This is a genomic window from Chitinophaga sp. HK235 (genome assembly GCF_018255755.1).
Classification (GTDB): Bacteria; Bacteroidota; Bacteroidia; order Chitinophagales; family Chitinophagaceae; genus Chitinophaga.
Genome location: NZ_CP073766.1, coordinates 7,002,201 through 7,026,087 on the forward strand (window position 1 = coordinate 7,002,201; position 23,887 = coordinate 7,026,087).

17 protein-coding genes are annotated in these 23,887 nt (G+C 49.1%); 6 read left to right on the forward strand and 11 right to left on the reverse strand.

Going from position 1 to position 23,887, the window contains the following annotated elements; genetic code table 11:
• The first annotated feature begins 60 nt into the window (after nucleotides 1-60).
• Nucleotides 61-2,688 carry a 4-alpha-glucanotransferase gene (locus KD145_RS26790; protein WP_212002880.1) on the forward strand — a complete coding sequence of 876 codons (2,628 nt, stop codon included), beginning with the start codon at nucleotides 61-63 and terminating at the stop codon, nucleotides 2,686-2,688.
• Nucleotides 2,663-3,679 carry a dipeptide epimerase gene (locus KD145_RS26795; RefSeq protein ID WP_212002881.1) on the forward strand — a complete coding sequence of 339 codons (1,017 nt, stop codon included), beginning with the start codon at nucleotides 2,663-2,665 and terminating at the stop codon, nucleotides 3,677-3,679. The genes KD145_RS26790 and KD145_RS26795 overlap by 26 nt, the downstream gene beginning before the upstream one ends.
• Here KD145_RS26795 and KD145_RS26800 read toward each other — a convergent pair.
• The 7 genes from KD145_RS26800 to KD145_RS26830 form a co-directional block, all read right to left on the reverse strand.
• Nucleotides 3,676-6,300 (reverse strand): hypothetical protein, encoded by a 2,625-nt coding sequence (locus KD145_RS26800; protein WP_212002882.1) that lies wholly within the window; start codon nucleotides 6,298-6,300, stop codon nucleotides 3,676-3,678. The two genes, KD145_RS26795 and KD145_RS26800, sit on opposite strands and share 4 nt — an antisense overlap.
• On the reverse strand, nucleotides 6,297-8,663 hold the full coding sequence (locus tag KD145_RS26805) for a hypothetical protein (protein ID WP_212002883.1): 2,367 nt from the start codon (nucleotides 8,661-8,663) through the stop codon (nucleotides 6,297-6,299). Before KD145_RS26805 ends, KD145_RS26800 begins: the two co-directional genes overlap by 4 nt.
• 10 nt (nucleotides 8,664-8,673) lie before the next feature.
• Nucleotides 8,674-9,402 (reverse strand): hypothetical protein, encoded by a 729-nt coding sequence (locus KD145_RS26810; RefSeq protein ID WP_212002884.1) that lies wholly within the window; start codon nucleotides 9,400-9,402, stop codon nucleotides 8,674-8,676.
• Nucleotides 9,399-10,532, reverse strand: coding sequence for an AAA family ATPase (locus KD145_RS26815; protein ID WP_212002885.1), 1,134 nt, complete (start codon nucleotides 10,530-10,532; stop codon nucleotides 9,399-9,401). The genes KD145_RS26810 and KD145_RS26815 overlap by 4 nt, the downstream gene beginning before the upstream one ends.
• 89 nt (nucleotides 10,533-10,621) lie before the next feature.
• Complete coding sequence (locus KD145_RS26820) at nucleotides 10,622-11,248, reverse strand: hypothetical protein (RefSeq protein ID WP_212002886.1); 627 nt, start codon at nucleotides 11,246-11,248, stop codon at nucleotides 10,622-10,624.
• 88 nt (nucleotides 11,249-11,336) lie between these two features.
• The gene (locus KD145_RS26825) at nucleotides 11,337-11,609 is read right to left on the reverse strand and encodes a hypothetical protein (RefSeq protein ID WP_212002887.1); all 273 of its coding nucleotides are present in this window, start codon (nucleotides 11,607-11,609) and stop codon (nucleotides 11,337-11,339) included.
• Nucleotides 11,590-13,140, reverse strand: a complete 1,551-nt coding sequence (locus tag KD145_RS26830; protein ID WP_212002888.1) for a C25 family cysteine peptidase — start codon at nucleotides 13,138-13,140, stop codon at nucleotides 11,590-11,592. Before KD145_RS26830 ends, KD145_RS26825 begins: the two co-directional genes overlap by 20 nt.
• A gap of 338 nt (nucleotides 13,141-13,478) precedes the next feature.
• Between KD145_RS26830 and KD145_RS26835 the strand changes: the two genes are divergently transcribed.
• From KD145_RS26835 to KD145_RS26845, 3 genes are all read left to right on the forward strand, one after another.
• A complete protein-coding gene (locus KD145_RS26835) occupies nucleotides 13,479-14,720 on the forward strand; it encodes a PmoA family protein (RefSeq protein WP_212002889.1) in 1,242 nt (413 codons plus the stop codon).
• A 139-nt stretch (nucleotides 14,721-14,859) separates the two neighbouring features.
• Entirely contained in the window at nucleotides 14,860-15,378 is a 519-nt protein-coding gene (locus KD145_RS26840; RefSeq protein WP_212002890.1) for a hypothetical protein, read from the forward strand.
• A 30-nt stretch (nucleotides 15,379-15,408) separates the two neighbouring features.
• Nucleotides 15,409-16,452: a DUF3137 domain-containing protein gene (locus tag KD145_RS26845; protein WP_212002891.1), complete on the forward strand. Its 1,044-nt coding sequence runs from the start codon at nucleotides 15,409-15,411 to the stop codon at nucleotides 16,450-16,452.
• 43 nt (nucleotides 16,453-16,495) lie between these two features.
• Here the strand turns inward: KD145_RS26845 and KD145_RS26850 are convergent, their stop codons facing one another.
• From KD145_RS26850 to tssD, 4 genes are read right to left on the reverse strand one after another with little or no spacing between them, the layout of a single operon-like run.
• Nucleotides 16,496-17,866 (reverse strand): hypothetical protein, encoded by a 1,371-nt coding sequence (locus KD145_RS26850; protein WP_212002892.1) that lies wholly within the window; start codon nucleotides 17,864-17,866, stop codon nucleotides 16,496-16,498.
• Complete coding sequence (locus tag KD145_RS26855) at nucleotides 17,866-19,677, reverse strand: type VI secretion system Vgr family protein (RefSeq protein WP_212002893.1); 1,812 nt, start codon at nucleotides 19,675-19,677, stop codon at nucleotides 17,866-17,868. Before KD145_RS26855 ends, KD145_RS26850 begins: the two co-directional genes overlap by 1 nt.
• 46 nt (nucleotides 19,678-19,723) lie before the next feature.
• On the reverse strand, nucleotides 19,724-20,371 hold the full coding sequence (locus KD145_RS26860) for a hypothetical protein (protein WP_212002894.1): 648 nt from the start codon (nucleotides 20,369-20,371) through the stop codon (nucleotides 19,724-19,726).
• Nucleotides 20,372-20,374: 3 nt separating this feature from the next.
• Nucleotides 20,375-20,764: a type VI secretion system tube protein TssD gene (gene tssD / locus KD145_RS26865; protein ID WP_212002895.1), complete on the reverse strand. Its 390-nt coding sequence runs from the start codon at nucleotides 20,762-20,764 to the stop codon at nucleotides 20,375-20,377.
• A gap of 649 nt (nucleotides 20,765-21,413) precedes the next feature.
• On the opposite strand from tssD, the gene KD145_RS26870 reads away from it, so the two are divergent.
• A complete protein-coding gene (locus KD145_RS26870) occupies nucleotides 21,414-23,861 on the forward strand; it encodes an AAA family ATPase (RefSeq protein WP_212002896.1) in 2,448 nt (815 codons plus the stop codon).
• Nucleotides 23,862-23,887 lie beyond the last annotated feature (26 nt).

The window sequence follows — 23,887 nt, forward strand, 5'->3', positions numbered from 1 at the left end:
GGTCCTCCTGTTATGTCTTCGTTTTTTTTGCTATTTTGTCCCCGCTTAGCCAGGGAACAGATGCATCAGAAAATACGGTTTTACCTTCGTTACCACACTCATTACGGGCAGGAACTTTACCTGCTGGGAAACATTTCTGCGCTGGGCAATGATGTGCCACACCAGGCCTGCCGCCTGCAATGGCTCAATGATGAATGGTGGGGCGCCACCATAGATATACCACTGGAAAAGCCCCTGCTGCTGCAATATCAGTACATCCTGAAAGAGCTGGAGGAAATAGCCTATGAAGGCGGTGTCCGGGAGATACTGCTGCAACCCGGTACAGATGAATTGGTTTTTATCGATACCTGGAATTATGCCGCACAGCCCCAGAACGCCTGGCAGACAGCCCCTTTTACCCGCGTATTTTTCCAACGTCCGGAACAGAAAATAACAACAACATCCGCAACACATGTGTTCCGCGTACAGGCTCCTTTACTGCCTGCGAACAAAACAGTTTGCCTGTTGGGCAATGTGCCTCCGTTGGGCAACTGGAACGCGGAAGAACCGGTATTGCTGCAATATGATGCCCAGGGTTGGTTTACCGCTGCCCTCGACCTTACCGGTCAACCAGCATCTATACAATACAAATACGGTATCTATAATCTCGATACCTGCACCTTTGAAAAATATGAGCAGGGACATAACCGGGAGTTACTCAATGTGGTAGCTCCAGGCCGGCAAACAGTGCTACATGATGAGTTTGTGAGAACAGGTTATCCCCATTGGAAAGGAGCCGGCGTATCAGTGCCTGTATTCAGTCTGCGCAGCCGCGAAGGCTTTGGCACCGGAGAGTTTGCAGACCTGGTACCACTGGCGCAATGGGCCCGCCAGAGCGGGTTACAGCTGATACAACTGCTGCCGGTCAATGATACCATCAGCACCCATACCTGGCGTGACTCCTATCCCTATGCAGCCATCTCCGCTTTTGCACTTCACCCGCAATACATACGGCTTCAGGATGTAGGCCAACTGCCAGCCACTCATCCACTGCAACGACAGTTTCATTCCTTACGGCAATGGCTGAACGAAAAAGACGAAGTGGACTATGAAACAGTCCTTTCCTATAAACTGGCCTATCTGAAATCCCTGTATGATGCGGAAGGGGAGAAGCTGGAGACAAGGGCGTACTGGCAATGGTTTGCCTCCAACGAACACTGGCTGCTGCCTTATGCCGTATTCTGCCACCTGCGGGACAAATATCAGACAAGCGATTTCTCCCAATGGCCGGAGTATAACGTATATGATTACACGGAGATCAACCGGTTTGTTATAGAAGACAGCGCTGCTGCGGAAGCAGCCCATTATCACTTTTTTGTGCAGTACCACCTGCACCGGCAGCTGTCTGCTGCAGTGGAAGCTGTACACGCCGAGGGCATCGCCCTGAAGGGAGACATCCCTATCGGTATCTCCCGCTACAGTGTGGATGCCTGGATGAATCCCGGGCTCTATCACCTGGACGTGCAGGCTGGCGCACCCCCGGACAGTTTTACAGCAGAAGGTCAAAACTGGGGTTTCCCCACCTATAACTGGAAAAAAATGGCTGCCGACGGCTATGAATGGTGGCAACAACGCCTCCGGCATATGTCCGTATATTTCGATGCCTTCCGTATCGATCATATCCTGGGCTTCTTCCGTATCTGGCAGATACCGGCACATGCCGTACAGGGATTACTGGGCTATTTTCATCCAGCCATTCCCGTTAGCCGGGAGGAACTGCTGCAAAGAGGAATTAATTTTGATGAAGACCGTTTCTGCAATCCCTGGATAACAGAAGAAATACTGGACCTGGCCTTTGGCAGTTATGCCGGCATTATCAAAGACCGTTACCTGCAATCACTAGACAACGGAAACTATTCATTGCTTCCACACTGCGATACACAACGTAAGGTGAAGGACCTGCAGTTGCCGGAAGCAGTGGAAACAGCCCTGTTTAAGCTGATTGCAGATGTGCTGCTGATAAAGGTCACTGATAAAAAACGGGTGATGTATCATCCCCGGTACGACCTGGCTTCCACAGCATCCTTTGCCGCATTAGACGAAACAACCCGTCAGCACCTGCTGGAACTGTATCATCATTATTTTTATGTGCGACAGGAAAGCCGCTGGCGCAAAGAGGCCATGCATAAGCTGCCGCTGATCAGAAGGGCAACGCGTATGCTTATCTGCGGGGAAGACCTGGGTATGGTACCTCATTGTGTAAACGGCGTAATGAAAGAACAGGGCATCCTGGGCCTGGAAGTACAACGCATGCCTAAAGAGGCCGGAAGGGCCTTCGCCGGAATCTCGCAGGCTCCCTACCTCTCGGTGCTGACGCCTTCTACCCACGACATGAGCACCATCAGAGGATGGTGGGAAGAGGATGCAGGCATCTCCCGGAAATTTTACCGGCAGATATTAGGGCATGCCACTACGCCTCCCCGTCAGGCCAACACCGAGCTGATAAAGGAAATTATCAACCAACACTTGCATGCTAACGCCATGTGGCGTATATTTCAAATACAAGACCTGTTGGCCGCCGCCGGCCATATCCCGGACCAACACCCGGATAAGGAAAGGATCAATATCCCCGCGGTGACACAACATTACTGGAGATACAGAATTAACAAGGGAATTAACGATTATGAAACTCACACTTTATCCTTTTGAGCTGAAATTCCGCCATACGTTTACTATTTCACGCAAGTCAAAAGATGTACAACCCTTACTGGTAGTAGAACTGCAACAGGGTGGCCTTTCAGGGCTCGGAGAAACGGCAGACAATTCCTACTACAACATGACCGTGCCAAGGCTGATGGAAGCTATTAATGCCCATCGCCCGTTTATCGAAAACTATGCCCTTACCACACCGGAGGCTTTCTGGCAGGATGTTTATCCGCTGCTGCAGGATAATATGTTTGCCCTTTGTGCATTGGACCTGGCTGCATGGGACCTCTATGCCAAACAACAAAATAAAAAGCTGTACGAGGTTTGGGGCCTCGATATCTCCCATAACCCGCTGACAGACTATACCATCGGGATAGACACCATCGGAAATATGGTGAAGAAACTGCAGGAATTTCCCTGGCCTATTTATAAAATCAAACTGGGCACACAGGAAGATATCGCTATCATCACTGAGTTGAGAAAACACACCAGTGCGGTGTTCAGGGTAGATGCCAACTGCGCCTGGGGAGTAGAAGAGACGCTGCGCAACGCCGCTGCTATGAAAGAGTTGGGCGTTGAGTTCATAGAACAACCGATGCCGGCTGCTGACGGTGACGGGATGAAAGTGGTGTTTGAAAAATCCGCCCTGCCGGTGATCGCCGATGAAAGCTGTATCGTAGAGCAGGACGTAGCCAGATGCCGTGGTCATTTCCATGGTATCAATATCAAACTCACCAAATGTGGTGGTATCACACCTGCGCTGCGTATGATCAAAGAAGCCCGTCAGTACGGCATGAAAGTAATGACCGGCAGTATGAATGAAAGCACCGTGGGCACTTCAGCTGTAGCACATCTGCTGCCGCTGCTCGACTATGTAGACATGGACGGGCCGCTGTTGCTTGCTGAAGACACCGCTGATGGTATCCGTATTGAAAACGGTCATATCCTCTATGCAGACAGGCCGGGAGTAGGTGCTGCACTCAAACAATATTAATCCGGCAGATCGTATATACCGAATCTTCCATTTTCTTCCAGGATGCCTATCTGTTGAGGATTGGGCATCTTCGTGATTGCACACACAGAGGCGGCCGTGGTAAATCTGGCTATCCTGTTTATCCGGTTGCCTCCTGGTTTTGCATAAACGATCACCAGCTTCCCCATACCTGCTACCAGCCTTTCATCCGGGAGCCAGGTTAATACTGTTTTGCGTGTAATCTTCTCCGTTAGATAATCACTTTTCCACAACATCTTTTTACCGGAAAGGAAAACCATCATTAACCCTTCGGTAGTGACCACTGCCAGCCTTACAGTGGTAAATATGTGCATGACGCTCATATTGAGTATTTCAGCCCCCAGGTCATGGGTGACTGCATTGGTACCATCTATGGCAGCGGTAAATATTTTTGTGCCCAGATAAAAGTAGTAATACGTGTTATACTCCAGCTGCTGTACCCTGCCATTATATTGTACACTACTGATGGGCACGTCATCTAGTTTGCAGACATAATTGCCGCAAAGAGGGAAGTTATCTGTTTGCATATACCGCATGAGAGATAATACACCGTTATTGATGCATACAGTAGTAGTCAGGTTCTTCTGAATGTGCAGCGCCACTAATCCGCTGGTGGGCAACCAGTCCGGCTTTTGAATCGTGAAGCTATTTCCGGTGTTATTGCGATGAGTGCTGCTCTTCTCTTTTATCGGGAAGTCTGTTTGTCCGAGAAGGTATATATATTTACCTCCATCATGCTGGTAAATCATCGTTATATCCGGTGGAGTGGTTATTCTTCCTTCCCATAACTTGTAATACCATTTATCGGCCATATCAAAATCCAGCAGGTACAGGCCCTTCTCTCCAAAGCCCAGAAACAGCAGCTGGTCGGGCAGTTGCAGCCCCCCCAGCCATCGTATATCTGTTGCAAACGACAGTATCTTTTCTGCTTTCAACTGCTTCGGAACGATTTTATTTTCGCTGGTATACCGGTTAATATCTTCTGCCAGTAATTTATCTCCTGGCAGAAAATGTTTCAAAAGATGCAGTTGTTCCGGCTCCTTGGTCTGGATTTTTTTACCGATAATTTCATAGGCGAGATCAATGCCAAAATTTCTGATATCACTGTCAGTATGTACTGTGGTCACATCTTTCAGTACGGTCAGGAAATCTGTTTCGCGGACTGCCGGCGTATGTTCGCGGTATACGTTCTCTAACGCTTCCCGGAGGTTATCAGCTGATAACTGAAAGTACTGCTCCAGTAATCCTGTGTGGGTAGATCCAGACATCCATCCTGATGTGGTCCATCCCGTCAGAAGATGTTGTTTGGCTTGTTCCGGCTCCCGGAGCTTCTCTAATGCCAGTTGCGCAGCACCGGAATAATTTTTATTATCCAGTAACAACGCGATGGCCTGTTGATACTGTTGACCGGCTTTTTCCGGTTGTTCGAGCCGGACATACAGATCTCCGGCTTTTTCAAATTGCCCGAGTGTGATATATATTTCGATAGCTTCCTGTAGCAGTCCTCCTTTTTCGAATGCGGCAGCTGCCGCAGAGTTATTGTTCAGATGTTCAAGATATAATGTCGCGGCTTCCCGGTAATAATGACCCTGTTCCAGCGCATGTGCAGCCATATGATAGTCGCCTAACAGATGTGCATATACGTAGGCGGCTTTGCGGTAATCACGTGCATTCAAAGCGGCAAGCGCTGCTTTCACATATTTCTCTCTAAGCGTCTCGTGGTAATTGCCCGTATTCCAATATTCTGTAGTTCCTGCGCCGCCGAGTTTGCCCAGGGAGAAGTTGGTATCCCGACGCTGCAGAGAGGAAGAAGGCTGATCGGCGCTTTTTCTGGACAGATAGGGACTGTCTAACGGCAACGCATATTTGAGTGCTTCATCTGTATCTGTATCAAAAAGTGCACTTAGTCGTTCCAGCTCCTGCTGCCTGCGCTGTTCCAGATCAGGAGGGCCAGTCGGAGTATTTTTATTACCGGAGAAAAACGATAATAATTTGCTGAAGATGGATTTTCCTGTATCGGGAGCATCCGGACCTTGTGATGAAAAAATGTCGCTCAGAGGTGTATTCCCTATTTGTTGGGGCGCCTCTCCGAAAATGATTTCAGGCGTGGTGTCAGATACCATGATCTTTTGCAGCGGCGGAGCTGTAAAGGCTCCTATGCGGGCCTGCTCCCAACTATTCGCTGATGGTGCCGGAAAAGTCAATAGGGAAGCCAGCGGCAGTAGCTGTTCTTTATCATATCCGATAAATCCGATGCTGGGGTGAAATACCTGCCAATCCCAGATGAGGAGCTGTTGTAGTTCGGCTGCTTCCATAGCAGGTGTCAGTGAAGCATTGGCAGGTATGAACAATTTATCACCCAGCAGTTGATAAGGGTGTTGCAAGCGTTCCGGGAAAGGCGGTACGGCGTGATTGAACAATACCAGCAGCCCTGCTATTTCAGCGCTATGTGGTTGTGGTATGGGTAACGCTATCAGCGTTTTCATCGGCATCTGCCAGCGATCAATTTCCTGTAACCAAATGCAGGGCGTGTCGCCGTAAATAAAGGCTGCTTCAGCGATACCAGGAACGGAAGTATATTGTAGGCCCAGTGTTATTTTCATCGTAGTTGAGCTATAAACCGGAGAATATATTTACTGTAAAAATCCTGCATGAGAAGGACGTCTGTATTGGGTTCCAGCTGGAAGTATGGATTACCGGAGAAGACGCCGTCGTCTGCCCAGGCTGCTGTAGGGCGGCAGTTCAGAACGGTAACAATCACAATGTCCGGAATACTTTTGTCAGAGCTGTGGAGATAAATGAATCCCCGCGGATCACCAATGATTTCACTGCCGTCGGCCCATTTAAAACGGGTCAGCAGTATGTTGGGATTGCCGGGTAGGGGAAAGGTCTCCGGTTGCCTGCTTACCGGGGCCCTGCCGACCGTGAACTCTTTTTTGTCTGATAACCGTAGCAGTACTTCGCTGCTGTTGCGCTTATTATCCAGATACAGGCTTCGTTTTTCTATTATCAGTTTTCCGGCAGAACAGATAAAGATATCATTGATGGCAGGCAGGGCAAAGTAACATTTGCTCAGCTCCTTGAATATTTTTTTATGGGATGCAGCCGCAGCAATTCCGAGGGTTACTGCGTTGGGCTGACGATTGTCCAGGTTGTGTTCCAGTTCCCCGGTAGTGCCATGCAGTAACCAATGAGACGGATAGAGGCAGAAATAGCCGTCCCGCGTGACCACTGTATACTTACCGATGATAGCCTTTGTTTCAATACGTTTATATGTAAACGTTATACCATTGTGTGAGAAGTGGTATAAAATCAGTGTACGGGAAAATGGGGAACTGACCAGTATGCTGAATTCCTGAAGACTCATAAATAGGATATGATATTCTCCCTGTTCAATAGAACGACAGCATTCCAGCGCACCAAACTGTTGTACCGCATGATGTGTAAAGGTATCACGGTATTGCACGCGGCCATCACGGGTAATGCTGACAATACAGCTGTCGCCTTTAGGATCTTTTCTGAAATGGTTCCCTGGCTCATTTTTCATATGAGTGATTGCGAAACGCAACGGGGGATTTTCTTTCAGCCAATGATCTGTTTTTCCGGAAGAATTTTGAGCAGAAGAAGAGAACAGTATCTCGTTCAGATCAAACAGCGCTTGGCTGATCAGTTTTTTTCTGCCACCGGAATAATGATAACAGTGAAAAGCACCATTGCGGTCAACAGTCAGCAGAAAATCAACCGGGTGGGGGTGAACAGCCAATATGTGTTGCAGGGCGGGGTGCTGGGCCTGTTGTTCGCTGGTGATCAGATAACATTCTCCTTCTTCAGGACGCTCCTGTAAAAAGGCAGATAAAGAAGGGGCAAGCTCCAGACGATCATCCAGCAAGGTTAAAGCATGAATCACACCCTGACGGTTATCGAGACTTACAGCAGTTGCATGATGGCCCCCCATCATCCAGGTGTGAACAGCGGAATCTTTGTTCTGTTGTTCACGGCAAGCGAGTGCTGCAGCCATGGCGAATGCGCGGGGAGTACCCCACATTTTCAGCGTGATATCTATGAGGATGATCACCTTTTTTTTACGTTGGGAGGGAAGCTCTTCCCGGCGGAGATAAAGTGCTTCGTTATTAGCCAGCCGGGCTGTCAGTACAGCATCGTCCTGTGCCAGTTCACTCAACAGCAATCGGTCATAAGTCCCTTTGTTGGTGATATCGGAGATACCACCCAGTGAACGGTCACCACTGTTGTGGGTATGCATTGGTACATGTATAGCTGCCAGAATATGTTTGGCTAGTCTGCTGATGCCTGCGGTCTGTTCGTATTCGCTCAGGGAAGTGAGGAGGTCAGTGGCCGCAGGTGGCGGCAATGTCAACGGTAAAGGAGCCGGTATTTGTTCGATACTCGTTTCCAGCAGCATACGCAGGGCAGGCATGTCGGCCACCCGTTTGCTGGCACGGTACAGCCAGGAAAGATCTTTCTTCAGCGTATAGGCGATCGTGTTATTACTCTGATGAGGATATTTATAAAACAACTGTAACTCCCTGATAGCATCTGCACTATTGACCTGAGGTGAGATGCCTTCAAACAGCGTTTTCAGTAACAAGCCTCTTTTGTCTTCTGCGCGTAGTTTCTGAGGTAAAGTATGGATTAGCTCCAAAAGCCGGATAACGGCTTGTAGTATGCCATTGTATTCTTCAGATGGCCCATCAGGATAAAATGCTTTTTGTGTCTGTTCCTGTAGTTGTTTGATGGTCAGTTCAAAATTGAAGGGATCCTCTTTACAAGCACATAATATCAGTAACACACTGCCCAGTGGAGGCCAGCCCTGGAAGGAGAGCTCCTGCAGGATCTTGAGCAATGCATCAGTATAACAAATGGTAAAGCCTTCCCGCAACTCAATGATATTGCCGTCTTCTTTCCATTGCCAGCAGTAGTTGTCGGTGAGTGCAAAATAATTGATCATAAACTTTGTGTTACGCAGGATCTGATTGGGTGGCGCGTATGCCGCGTCTGGAGGCCTGAACAAACGCATGCTGCGGGATACGTTCCCAGTTGCCGGCGGTATCAAACAGCAGCTGATGTTCCTGTTGCGGGTCTAGCTGTTGGGCTACCAGCGCTTTTATACCAGGAGGATCGAAGTCAAATCCTGCTGGCAGCAGCAGCTGTTGTGTTTGTACATATGCCTGGCCGGGTATTGCCGGAAGTGGTGTGCCGCAGATCAATACACGGCCCTGTGCGTTTGCTGCAAATGTCAGTCGTTGTAACCTTGACAGCGGGGCTGTTGCCGCATAGCTGTACCAGGTGTCCAGACTGGTCAGCAGGGCCGTCACTTCTAATGCTTTGGCCGAGGGTACCAGCTTTACCGGGTATTGCTGTAGTATCGGCTGCGGCAGCAGGGATACGGGCAACTCAATCTCCAGCAGCTGTGGCAACGGCTTCCATGATAAGGAAGTATTGAGTGTATCCGTTGGCGTTAGACTCCCTTTTTTAAAGAGTCTGTTGTGATCATCCAGGTACCAGGTACACAGTGTGGGCAGTTGTTGTATCAGGAGATGCGGTTTGTCGGAGACAGGGATGCCCCTGACCCAGATGTAGTGTGAGTCGGCAGCAGCCAGCAGTCCAGGCAGGCAACGGACCGGTCCCAGGGCCCTGTACTGCGTGGTTGCCAGTTGCAGTACCATTTCTGTCAGTACGGGCTTCATGATTCCTGCATGATTTTTTTCCACAGGGCATCAATCGGTTGCATCACAAACCCACGTTGTGTTTCATTGGAAATCCATTCACAACGCCCATTGAGATAACGCAGACGATCTTTGATCGCTGCTCTTTCGGCGGGGCCTACGGCAGTATCGTCCCATTGGGAAGTCATCTGTTGCAACTCTTTGCAGATTTCATCTGCATCAGGCAGGCCGCTGTGTTTGGCGCGTGGATGTTCTTTTTCGGGGTCAGTATCCTTGTTGACCACCTCATTCACGATAGCGGTGATGATGGGTTGTTGTTCTTCCGTATCCCAGATATGGCGCAGTACCCACATGTCAGACAGCCGGGCAGTGCTGCGTTTGCAGATGAGGGCGCTGGCAGCGATCAGTCGCTGCAGCTTTACTGCACGACGGTCGGATACCTGCAGACCTGCATTCCGGAGTTGTTGTATCAGGGTGAGATATGCCGGACGGATATCGTCCAGATTAACCTGTCCGATCTGTTGCTGGAGCTGGAGTATTTCGTCGCTGCTGATGCCGGAGGTGGCGGTAGCAGCTATTTCCATGGTCCAGCCAGCCTGCAGCACAGCGGATAACTGTTGCGGATCTACGTTATCACATTTCACTCTTACCAGGAAGCGGTCGTATAGAGCCTGCAGGGCTTCATCTTCAGGCAGGTGGTTGCTGGCGCCCACGATCATGAGGGCCGGCAGTTGTCTGGTTTCCCTTCCTCTCCGGAAAATCCTTTCATTGAGTACCATCAGCAGGCTGTTGAGGATGGCGCTGTTGGCATTGAGCAGTTCATCCAGAAAGATAAAAGAAGCTTCCGGCAGCATGCCTTCGGTGTTGGTGACGAGGTCTCCTTCTCTTAGTTTGCGTATATCGAAAGGTCCGAAAAGTTCGTTGGGTTCTGTGAACCTGGTCAGGAGATATTCAAAGGTCTGGCCATCCAGTCTGGCGGCGAGTGCTCTTACCATGGCGCTTTTGGCAGTGCCGGGAGGGCCCAGCAGGAACAGGTTTTCGCGGCCGGCGAGGCAGATGCCCATCAGATCAATAATATCATCTTTCCCGATAAATGTCCGTTTTAGTTGTAGCAGTACATCGTTCAGTTTATCAACCAGTAGTTCATTCATAGTATATAGTATAGCGTCTATCCCTTGCAGGGGAGGTTTTTCGGGTTAAATGTAAAATTTTTTCGGGGTGCTGTGGTGCTATTTTATGGTTAATCTCTGAAACTGTCGTGGAATCCGGGCCATAGCAGATCAGCATAATTTCCAAGAGAAGCTTTTACGGTTGTCATGACCAACGGATCACTGCATCTGGCGGCGTCTTTACTGGCGATGATCCGGTCGGTATAGGCCTGTAACAACGAGGGGTGGCTGGTAATAACGTTTACCGGGATGTCTGGCTGGATATTCATGCCGGTGGAGGAAAACGGCCATTGGGCGGCTGTTTGTGTGATACGTTTTACGAGCGGGTCTGCAGGAGCCAGGCCTTTGGCGAGACTGAGCAGGTCGGGCAGGTAGCGGAGACACAGGTCGGCTGAATACACCGCATCCGGTTCGGTGGCAATATCGTGTAGGGGTAGTAGTTGGTAAACACCGTTTTCATCAATATGCCGTAGCATGATCAGCTGCGCTGCCCGGTAAACAAACTGTGCTGCCCACATAGCCGTATCAGCATCAAATCCGGGTGCTTGTCCGGGCATATCAGTTAAATCATTCCGGTAATATTCCAGCAACAGGTTATGGGCATCTGCCAGGTCATCTGAGGAAAAAGGATTAACCACTGCGGCAACAGTCACTTGTCCATCTTGGACGAGGGTGGTTATAAAAGAGGATAGAATCATAGGTTGCTATTGTCAATCCACGCGTGCGGGACTCATTCCTGGCCAAAGTAATAAAAAACCGCTAAAATACTAGCATCCTGCGAGGATCTTATTCCTCTTCTTCTTCCCATGATCTGGCAAGGAAGACATAATCCACGATATATCCTTCTGCAATGATGGTTTTGCCGGCCAGTTTCATGAGCGGGTTGTTCATGAAGGGATTGGCGCTGGCGGGACGTATCAGGTATTCGCCCTGGTCGGTGACCAGGTACACGGCCAGGTGCTCACTTTTGGTTTGTTTGCCAAAGGTGCGTAGCACGAGGCGACCGGTGAGGCGTATGCTGTTTTTTTCCTGTTGATGATTATCTGCTGACATATTCACGATACCCCAGTATTTGATTGTTTTTTTCTTTTACTACCAGCACTTTGGTGCTGATACGTTCGCCATTCACTGCAGATTCCGAAAATACGTGAAATTTTACAGATGGCATGGACGTGCCCGTTGGTGTAGCGGGCTGGTGGCCGTTTTTACGGCTGACAAATGTTTTGGCAGCAGATGGCGCATTAAATTGTTTTTCCCCCAGTAATGAGTACATGGCTGATTCCAGTGCAGGATCAGTGGCCTGTATCTCTTCTGTATGGTGAGGGGTGGAGATAAAGTCGTCCAGCATTTTGCCTCTGGCTTCCAGGTTGTCGCGTCTGTTTTGTACGGTATTGACAAAGGGCTGTGACTGCCCGTCTGTACTGGGGTCTTTATCGTTGATCACCGGTTGCAGGGAAGGATCTCCGAGCAGATAGAACTGGGCTGCTGTTTTTAATTCGAATGGGTCGAGTGTGGGGCCCATTTCGTGAAGAAAACGTTGCCGCGCTTCCAGCAAGGCCCTGCCGGTGGAGGCACCGTTGAGCACATTGATCAGAAAGAACTGCGTAAGGAGGTCGGCCAGGCCCTGGCCGGTTGGAGGACCATAGGCGATATTGGAAGCCCCTACAAAGGCAATGGCGTGGTTGAGCAGATAACTGTTGGCCATGCTCATCAGTTTGGCGCCGTTTTTCTGTGGGTCAAACAACTGGCCGCCATAACAGCATTCCGCTGCCACTACTGTGCCGGCACTCAGTTTCCCGGTGATGGTGTCTGATCGCATGGCCAGCGGGAAATCGCTGGATTTCTGACCGTAATAACCCGGATTATAGATAGCACCATGACAGTTGATAAAATGGGTTTTAGGCGTCATCTGCTGCGTCCAGTTGGTGCCATTCAGTGAATCAGTACCTGGAAACAATACCAGGCTGCTGTTATCACCGAAAATGTTTTTCAGGCTATGTTGAGTGGAATCCTGCCAGTCGAAAGTGCTCACCGAAAAATAAGGCCGGTATTCTCCGGATGGCAATGGTGTCATTTGCAGAATATCTTTGATCAGCGATCGCAGATAGGCGGGGTCGGTCATGCCTGGAATGTCCGGCAGCCTGCCTACCACACGGGTAGGGGCTATGAATTTGCCCGGGTCTGTATCGTAAGTGGCATCACAGGCGTAGGGCAGGTCGCTGGGGATAAGACTGTCAGGATCGTTACCTCCTGTCAGCAGGTTTTTTAACCGCTGGAATGGAATAACATCCTGGGCTCCCAGCAGCATGATATAGCCGGGAGAGTAGAAGCGGTACAGGTCATCGATCGCTTTTTTGTGCTGTGCCTCGTCCGCCACATCCGTTATGGGTGTAGACTGACAAGCCTGCATCTGCGCGGCATCATCCAGAAAAATAAGCTGGGTGGATAGCTGCCTGCCGGCATCAAATGCTTGTAAGGCCTTCAGATCATCCAGTATCTCCTGGTGATGTTCTCCATACTTTTTTTGTAAAGCCGTTTTATTGGTAATAATTAGTTTCGTTGTCAGCATATGAATGATCGGGGTTGCCATAAATCCTTCATTATTCCTTCATTAAAGTATCAAATGTATTAAATTAAAGGGATAACCAACAGTACTTTCTGCAGTGATCATTATCCCGATAAACGCCATGAGCATAAGGTTTAATAAAGATAATCAGCAGGTATCCCAATAAGCTCATGCACACAAGGCCACCTGACGATAACCGGCAGATAATTCCTGTTATCATCCTTATCCAATCAACCCCGGTCACAAAGGTATTCCTGAGAGAATCGGCAAAACTCCTGTTGCAATAATGCAGCGTTACTACGCACGGTACTTGCATGGTGAAGAAGTAAAGTGTATTTTGTTCTGCAAACGTTTGCTTTGTTATGAAAACAAATACTTATTCCACGCCATTACTCTTGCTGGGCTTACTGCTGGCAGTATTCCCGGCCTCCGCACAGGTCATCGCCCGCTATACCGTACAAGCAGGACCAACAGACCGCAACAACAGTATTGTTCACATCCGGTTGGAGAACCCGGCTGATGCCACCACCCTGGTAATGGAAGAGGTAACCGGTAAAAAACGTGTGCCTGTCAACGTTAGTACAGCCGACGGAGAAGTATGGTGGGTCCTCAGCGGACATACACCCGCCGGCACCAAACGTTTTTATGAACTGAAAAAAGGCAGCCGCAAAACTACCACCACGGCTCTTATGCACATCACAGACAAAAACGGTGCACTTATCCTGCAGGAAGGTGCTCAGCAAATACTGCAATACAACTACGCTACCGTTGAACCGCCAGCCGGCAGCGATACCGTCTACCGCCGCAGTGCTTTTATCCATCCGCTGTGGGCCCCCAACGGCGCCGTACTCACCAATGCCTTCCCCAATGCCGGACATCGCCACCACATGGGCATCTGGAACCCCTGGACACATACCCTCTTTGAAGGCCGCGAAACAGACTTCTGGAACGTACAGAAAAAAGAAGGAAAAGTACGCTTTGTAAAAATGGAAACGATTACCTCCGGCAACGTATGGTGCGGATTTAACGCCCTGCAGGAACATGTCGCCTTCCTTAAAAACGGTACAGAAAAAACAGCCATCAACGAAACCTGGAAAGTACGTGCCTATGCTGCCACCCATCAGGGCCGGCGCCGCTGCTGGGACCTCAGCTCCGTGTTCAGCTGTGCTGGTGACAGCGCTGTTACCCTGCTGCAATACCGCTATGGAGGCGGATTTGGTCTGCGTACTACTCCTGCCTTCACCGCTAAAACAAGCGAAATGCTCACCTCCGAAGGCAAAACCCGTAAGAATGCCGACAGCACCCGCGCACGCTGGGTGAAAATCACCGGTACCACTCCACAAGGCAAAGCCGGCCTGCTCATCATGAACGCTCCCACCAACTATGACTCCCCCGAACCACTCCGGGTTTGGCCCGAAGATATGGAAGGCGGCGAGCTGATGCTGAACTATTCTCCTACTAAAATGAAATCATGGAAGATTACTAACGGCAATGTATATACGCTTACCTATCGCGTAATGGTATACGACGGTGATATCACACCGCAGGAGGCCGAAGAAGCCTGGAAAGACTTCGCTTTCCCGCCTGTTGTCACAAAAGAATAACAGGCAATTTTGCCGTTTCATGCTTTTTACTTTACTTCGCCAGGTGAAGAATTGACCCATCCTTCGGTAACCCCGGAGCTTTTCCAGGACCAGGCTTTAGATCACCCCTTAGATGTATTGAAAAACTATTTGTAACCATATGAGAAGTCTACAGGAACTTAAGGCAACTTTAACCGCCATCCACGATAAAGATAAAAAGCAGCTATATACAGCCATGATCACCGCAGAAGTAGCGGCGCTGATCTTACTGGCACTGGTGATCAACACCCTGGCAAAAAGCGGCGCTGAAATACCATTGATCCTGAAATTAATGCTGGGACTAATGGCTGTCGGACCAGTCGTGCCTTATGCCATCATGCTGGTACAAATAGCAAACAGACTGCAGAAAATAGATGAATTCACAGACCTCTTAGGTAAAGGAGAAACCATCAGCAACCTCCAGACCTATACTGATTATAAACTGATCCTTCCACTGCGCCTGATCCGTATAAGACTCTTCCCTATGGAATATGCACAGATTGTAATCGGCCCCGGCAGAAAGACTTTTAAACTACCATTGTCCGAAGAAAATGTACAACCTTTCCGGGCTTTTGTCAGCAATATTCCAACCGGTACCATTGTAGGAAATAACCCGTCCGCCAACTGGTCTGTTAACTAAACAACACTGCCCACAGGCTGTTATAACAGTATGAAAACACTCGAAGAATTTAATGCATTTGTAGATCAGCAACTGCAGACTCAGCTGCAGCAACTGGAGACACGACGCCTGGCCGGCCGTGCCTGGGTACGCCGTATGCGTATCCTCGGCGTATTACCGATGATCCTGTTTTTTATCTTCCTGATGTGGGTCGTGATCCCCCAGGAGGAACATACCAAGGTCAATTCAACAAGCGTCATCCTTTACCTCGTCGGTGGTATCATCCTCACCCTCGCACTGAGTTTTGGAATTCGCCGCTACATGCTGCAGCAGAAAGGCGCACAGGAAATGATAGATTATGAGCAGGACTTCAAAAATACAGTGGTGAAACCGATCGTCGCCTTCATCAACCCAACCTTCACCTATCAACCCCTGAACCATGCCAGTTACGATGAATTTACGGAAAGTGGCCTCTTTGCGCGAAAAGACTATAACGTCAGCGGGAATGATCAGGTATTTGGCAAAGTAGGAGAGATGAGCTTTCAATGTTGCGATCTGAAAGTCACCAGTATGCCGGCACTAACCCTGCGCGGACTGGGGCCGGATGTAGTGTTTGAAGGGACCTGGTTTGTGGCACAGTTTCCCCGTTATTTCAACGCACCAGTGTATATAGTCTCCCGCAGTGCTATGGCTGACAACCTGCTGTCTTCCGGTAATACGGAGGCTGAATATATTGAAACCTGGAACCTGGGGAAAAAGGTGACTGCCTCTGATACCGCTTTCAACCGGCTGTTTATCGTCTTCGCCAAAGACCCGGATGAAGCACAGCAGCTGCTGACTTCCGAATTGCAGGAACGTATTATCCGGCTGCAGGAACGTTCGCAGGCACCATTGTTTATTTCTTTTTACAACAACCGTATCTATATCGGTATTGGCCATGGCCACGACTACTTTGAAGCAGGGCTGCAGGAATCATTGGCCGACCGGCGGGTACTGACTAATTATTATATGGATTTGGTTCACCTCCTGCAGATAATAGAAGACCTGCAGCAGAACGGTCAGATCTGGACATCAACAGCTTTTACCCGCTCCTGAGGATACAGGTAAAATACGTATAGCCATCTAAGTTAGTGTAGTGTTATGCTTCTTCCTCTTCTTCCTCCAGTATTTGTGGCTGCATCAATGCCTGGACTTTGGATTTTTTCAGTTTATCTACTTCTTCCTTCCAGTCCTTGCCAAATATACGGATCATCCTTTCGTTGATTTCCTGTACGATGGAAGTGAGTTTATTCGTATAGGCGTAGTTGTAATAGTCGGCTGCAATAAAACTATATACTGAAGAGGTTACCTCATCATCGGTCATGGGAATACCAGATTGGTAGGCCTTTTCCAGCAATGGGTAATAACGGCTGCTGTCTTTGCGCCGGCTGATGTCTACGGCCAGATACCAGGCCATAACGGCTTGCGGAAGAAACTGATGCTGTTCGGCCAGTACAGCCTGTTGCTGGTACCAGTCGATAGCAGTGGAATAGTTGCGCCTGATTTGTGCATAGGCCCCCTGGTAGCCATAAGCCTGTATCAACAGCGACAGACATGCCGCATCTCCCTGTTGTAAGCCCTGTTTGGCAATACGCGCGCCTTTTTCCAGCAGTTGCGGAAGCAATGGATCACGTTTGAAATTAAATAACATACCCGCATAAGAAAGATGGGCAGTAGCAAATAGTCCTTTATTGCCGCTTCTCTGCGTAGTGTCGAGCATACGCTGGCCCCAGTAGTGCATACGCTGAAGGTCCTTGTCTTTGGCCGCATTGCCCATTTCAAAAAGACATTTGCGGAAAGATATTTCCGGATCGTTGGGATTGCCTGCAGTAGCCAGTTTCTGGATGGCATCGGCCAACTGCAGTGGAATATGCATAGACAGTATCTGTCCGGGAAATGGACGGTCATTGATTTGCAGATAGTCTTTCCCTACATGATCTACCACAGTGAGTTTTATACCGGCGGGGATACCGGTTTTAAGCAGGCGGGTAAGCCAGCTGGTAAAGCTACGGGTATCACTTACCTGCCGGGGAAGTAATGCCAGCACGAGTTCCCTGGGCTGATGGGGCAATGCTTCGCGGAAAGATTGTAATAGCTGTAACAACAGTTTGTCCTGTGGCTGATAGGAAGATAGCTGCCGGTAAGGAGTGGCATCCCATTGCAGTGTGCTGCCTTTCTCCTGCATGGACTGCAACAATTCGGTACTGTTATCGTATGTTTCCAGCCAGTCTTTGATAATGGCTGCGCTAAAGGTGTCTTCGTCGTCAAAAGAGGTCAGGTGGGTGACAAATACTTCATCCAGCTGCCCATGGGGAGAAGATTCCAGCTTGAAGAATCCTTCGTATAGTCTGGCTTCTTCGGGTTGTATCATAAGGCGTACCAGACGCAGTGTCTCTTTGCCGGTGACAGCTTTGCGCCAGTGTGACTGTATTTTGTTAATCTCCAGTGCTATCGGATTATGTTCGTTCATCAGCAGTTGAGGTTTACCATGCCACCGTTAATATCAGTGGTCGCGTTTCCGTTGACTTTAATTTTTGTGCCTTCTATAGATACCTGTGTCTCGCCGGTTGTTTGGTGATGCAGCGCGCTCATCTTCATGTTGGCATTACTTTTCATGTCATGTAATGTTACTGCGGTAGATTCTATTTTGTCGGCGCCGCTGACAATTTTATTGGATTCATTGTCTACCGTGATTTGTGCAGCCCCTTCACCGATGATCACTTTTTTAGTGCCTTTCAGATGTATTTCCTTGGAAAGGAACTCTATCTTGTTAGGTGCGTCCACCACAATTTTATCTTCGGTTTTAACGGTCACCAGTGTTTGTGATTTTACAGTGATATTGCCGGAGCCGTCCATGATCATGGTGCTACCATTTTTATCGGTGACGGTGACGCTGCCGGTGTTGTCATCCAGCTGAATGAGGTTGCCACTGCGGGTTTTGATGGCCTTCATATTGTTTTGCGCATCGCCATAGCCGCTTTTGGCTTTGCCATTGAATTTACTGCCCAGTATAAAAGGCATTTCGGCATTGCCACCTTCAAATCCCACTACTACTTCTTCTCCTACTTCAGGTACAAAGTGGAAGCCGGTGCCACCGCCGGCGGCGGGGGATGCCTGGCGTATCCAGGGACTCATATCATTCTGTTGCTGCCAGAAGAACTGTACTCTTACCCTTCCCAGTTTTTCGGGGTCGTTGTTGTCTTTCACGATGGCGCTCTGCATATCTGCTTTGGGCACCAGATGCGGATTACTATATGGTGGCACTTTTACATCTGCGGGAATAGCAGTAAAAGAGCAGTAGTAGTTGCCGGGTGTGCTGGCATGATGTGTGGCGGATATAACGGTGTAGGCGCTTTGTCCGCTGTCGCCTGCAATGCTGATGCGCTGGCCGGGCATGACCGGCAGCTCGCTGATACCGCTTACCCGTACAAAGGCTGCTGCTGTTGCTTTGCTCTGCACCTCCTTTACCTGTTTGAGTTCATCCTGGGTATAACCGTGATGTACAAACGTTTGTTTGCGGGAAGAAGAGCTGTATAGGTCGTCGGAGGCGGCGGCAGACAGGTGCATCAGTGGATGGGAACCGGTTGCTGCTTTCTGTGATTTTTCGCTCAGGGGAGATGCTTTAAGCATATCATATGACACGTAGTTGATCCGCTGTGGTGTAATGGCAGCTACGGTTTTCAGCTGATGCAGGGTCACATTCTTAGTGAGCTTTACTTCTTTTTTCTGTATATCACCGATCACCAGGGCATTGCCATCATAATACATCCATTCGCCATAGCGGGCGGATATCCTGGCGAGGAAGTCGAAGTCTGTTTCGTTGTATTGCACACAGTAAGGCAAGGTTCCTTTGTGGGCCGGTACCACCTGTGTTTTAAGCAGGCTGGAGTTGGCATCCTGTAAGGCGCCCTGGATCACCTGCTGTAAGGATTGCTGATAAAAGGAGGTGCTTTGCGGCACATCATCGAGCAGGATAGTAGGACTGACGCCTGATACCTGGAATCCGACAGCGGCGCCATCTTCTTCAAGAACCGCCATGCTGGTAATAAGGCCTTTGAAGCGGAAGTCGTCGAAGCTGATGGAAATGCCTTTGCCTATATATTTTTCAATGATTTCCTGCTGATAGGAAAGATCGCTGCTTAAACGGCCGGGACGCCATAGAAAACTGAAGTAATGATGGCTGCCGACTGCCTGTTCGAGGGTTACATTTTTAAACTCCACCGGACTGGCATAACCTTCTATGCCTATTGTCGATTTGTTCAGAAATTTATCGTCACCCATAGTATTCAGGTTTAAAAAAAATTATCAATAAAAGAAGTGGTGCCCATCAGTCCCTGGGGTTGACCCTGATGATACCGGTTTTGCTGAGATCAATGCCACTGCCGTTGATCTCTTCCACGTTGAGGGGAATAAAATATTTATAGGGTTGTTTGCTGGCATCGCCTGAAAATGATGGCCGATAGGTATTATCGCTGAGATGAAAGCCTGCAGCCTGTGTTTCCCGGTGCCGGTTGTAGTCATCCAGTATCCCGCTGAGGATCCTGTAGCCACCTCTTTGTTCATGGATGACCAGAGGGGCTGCGTCGATATCGTTGTGGATGAAGCCATCAGAAGAAATATGCTGATGAGGGAGCATGTTCCTTTGGCGCGCTGGTATTGTGGGATGTGTATCCGTTACAGTTGGCCGCATAAGGGCGATCATGCTGCCTTTGGCTATATCGAGTATGAAGGTGCCTATCTCCTGTGCATATACGCCCAACAGGTTGTTTTGCAGCTGGCAGTAGATGTGGGAGGCAGGTATCAGTGTTTTGGTGAGGCCGCTGTTAAGCAGTATAACCGGCAGGTGCAGAGACATCGCAGTGAGGCCCTGACTCAGCTGTTGCTGTTCGGTCTGTGAGATGTCTGACAGGGCACGCTGCAGTGCTGTCAGGATAAACCTGGCCACCACCTTGATGTTTTCAGGAATATGCTCCATGGCCTAGTCCTCCCATTTTCTTTTGAAGGCGACGTTGCCGATTTTAAGTTCCCGGGCAGAGATGACAATATGGGTGATCATGGGGCTGGCGCCGGAGTGATGGTAACTTTCATGAAACTGTACACAGATACCTTCTGTAAACTCCACGGTGCGAAGGCTGGAATCATGGTCACGGCGTTTAAACACAATGGTGCCATCTCTTTTTTCTTCCGGTGAAATCATCCATTGCACCAGGTCTGTTTCACGGGCTGATTCCAGTACCAGTGAGATGGTGCCGCCACGGGGCATGGTGCTGGGTTTGCCAATAGCATCAGTACTCTGTGAAAAACCATAGTTACACTCCAGCACATTGGCTGTTTTCCCACCTATGATAAGTTCTGCCTTAAAAGACATAAAAAAATGCGTTTTTTTAGTGTTAACAATCCGGTTGTCCTGTCAAGAGGCATTACGGCTGATATATAATTGCAGTAATTGTTATAACTGAAAAGGGTAAACGGTAGACCTGTGAAAGTTCAGGCCGCTGCTTGGTTCCGGGCAAAAGGTCTTTTCCATGGTGTTAATTTATGGATGTCAGAGGTCTTTTCAATAAAGGTTGATACGAAAATAATTATTCTCCTGCATAAATAGTGTAGGTGATTGTTATTTATTTTAGGTAGATGATTTTGACGATTATTTAATGACTATAACATATTTAATAGGTAGACATCCTTTCTATGTTTTGGGGAGAAATAGCTTAATGAAAAATTTATACATTAGAATAATATTTAAAATATAAAATTTATCTTGATGGAATAAAAGAAAGTGCTAATCTCTGAAATCGTTTATGGTATTACGTTAGATGAGTGTCGGTAGTCGTTCCCCTTTGAGTGTTATATTCAAAATAAATGTTTGTAAAAAAAATAATATTAGCTTCCAGATAGAATTTATTGCACTTTCAATTTTATGTAAATGTTTTCGCAGTATCTTTACCCAACTGCTTTTGTTAAGCAGCGGTGCAGTTGTAATTGTTAACTTTGTTTTGGAAAAACCTTGAATCATCCAAATGACCCTTTCAACACTGACCATATTCAGCGCTGAATTGCAATCCGCTATCAGGATTGCTAAAGCCATTGCTAAAGAACATCACCACGTGCAGTATGCTCCTGCGCACCTGCTCCGCGCAGCCATGCACAAGGAGGTAGGCCTTGCGCCCGTATTGCATCAGATGGATATTGATGTATATTATCTGGAAGAATGGGCTGAAGTCAGGTTGGATGAATTACCCCGTACATCCCGCACCGTAGATGAAGCAGAACCCGATGATGCCGCTGCGGCTGTATTGCAGGAAGCCCTAAGTATTGCACAGGACACAGATAAGTCAGAAACAGATGCCTGGTGTCTCCTGATAGCCCTCTGCACACCCGGTGTAGGCTTCTCTTACGAACAACTGAAATCCTTTCCGTTTACCCGCGATCAGCTGATCGCTGCCAGTCGTCAGGGTAAAAACAGCCAGGGTGGCCATCAGCAGCATACCGCTCCTTCCGTGAAACCGGCATCGCTGAAGTACGTATATCGTATGACCGATCCGCAGTTACTGCAAGCTTACCATCCGGTAATTGCAAGAGACGGAGATATCCGTGTACTGACGGAGGTGCTTACCCGTAAGGACCGTGCCAGCGCACTTATCATAGGAGAAGGAGGAGTGGGGAAAACATCCCTGGTGGAGGGGCTGGCCCATGCCATTGCCCGGAAACAGGTACCGCTGCAGTTACAATCATCCGATTTATACGCATTGGACTACGGCACCTTTATCGCAGGCGCAGCCTATAAAAATGAACTGGAAGACAGACTGCTTCAGATCATTCAACAACTGAAACAAACAGGCAGGCATATACTCTTTATTGACAACCTGCACACCCTGCTGGACAAACAGTCCGGCGGCGGTATGGCCAATGTGATCAAAGCCTCTCTGGGCAAAGGGGAGATCATCCTGATCGGTACCACTACCCCCGAAGGTTTCCGTAAACTGATAGAGCCTGATGCTATCCTGCGGCATCGTTTTGAAACCATTAACCTCAACGAGCCCGATGAAGCACAGGCTGTTCGTATGATCGCCGCCGTCATGCCTGTATACGAGAGCTTTTACCGGTTGCAGGTGCCTTCTGAATCTGTCAGTGAAGCGATCCGTCTTTCCCGGCGCTACTTGAAGGAACGTTGCCTCCCCGACAGTGCTATCAACCTGCTGGACCGTACCATGGCCGGTATCCGTGCCATGCAGGACACAGGAACCCCTTTGCTGCTGACACTGAAAGAGGAACTGGCAACCCTCAGCAGTAAGGATAACTTACAGCCGGAAGACCTGCATTGGTTTTTAAGACAGATGACTGAAAGACTGGGCGCACTGTTGTCCGGTAAATTGCATATGGATGCTGCAATCAGCAAAATGACCGATACCGCCGCCTTACAAGCTGCCCTGCAACAGCTGCTGGTACAGCTGGAAGAGGTGGTATCCGTACAACATACTGCCGTATCACCCGTAGACCTGGCCACCACCATCGCCGGGATGACAGGTATACCGCTGGGCAAAATCCAGTCGCAGGAAAGAGAGCGCCTGGTAGCCATGGATCTGCATCTGCGTAAAAGAGTAGTAGGTCAGGACCATGCCCTCAAAACCGTGGCCGACGCTATTCTGGAGTCAAGGTCCGGCCTGAGCAGGCCTGGCCAGCCTATCGGCTCTTTCTTTTTTCTGGGGCCTACCGGCACCGGTAAAACAGAACTGGCCAAATCACTGGCAGACTTCCTCTTCCAGGACGAACGATGCATGATCCGCTTCGATATGTCCGAATTTAAGGAAGAACATGCGGCTGCCCTGTTATATGGCGCGCCGCCGGGATATGTTGGATATGAAGAAGGAGGCCTGCTGGTCAATAAGATACGGCAACAGCCCTACGCAGTAGTATTATTCGATGAGATAGAAAAAGCCCATCCTTCTGTATTTGATATCTTCCTGCAGATCATGGATGAAGGAAAATTACACGACAGGCTGGGAAAAACGGGAGACTTCTCCAACGCCCTGGTGCTCTTTACCTCCAATATCGGTAGCGACGCCATCGCCAGCTCTTTCCAGCAGGGAGTTATCCCGCCATCACAACAACTGATGGAGCTGATGGCCCGCCACTTCAGGCCCGAGTTTCTGGGAAGGCTCACGGAGATCGTGCCTTTCGGCCCCATCCAGCAGGAAAATGTGGAAAAGATATTCGATATCCATCTGCAACATCTCCTGCATCTGCTGCTGCAACAACAGATCACGCTGACGGTTACACCGGAAGCCCGGAAACACCTCGCCATGATGGGATACTCTCCCCGCTATGGCGCCCGCCCACTGCGGGAAGTCATCCGAGGCCAGCTCCGTAAACCACTGTCCCGCATGATCATCGACGGCAGCCTCCAAAAGGATATGAACGTTACGCTCGACCTGAAAGATGACAAACTGGACTGGTCTATCAACTAAAGCAAAAAAACCTCAAACAATAAAGC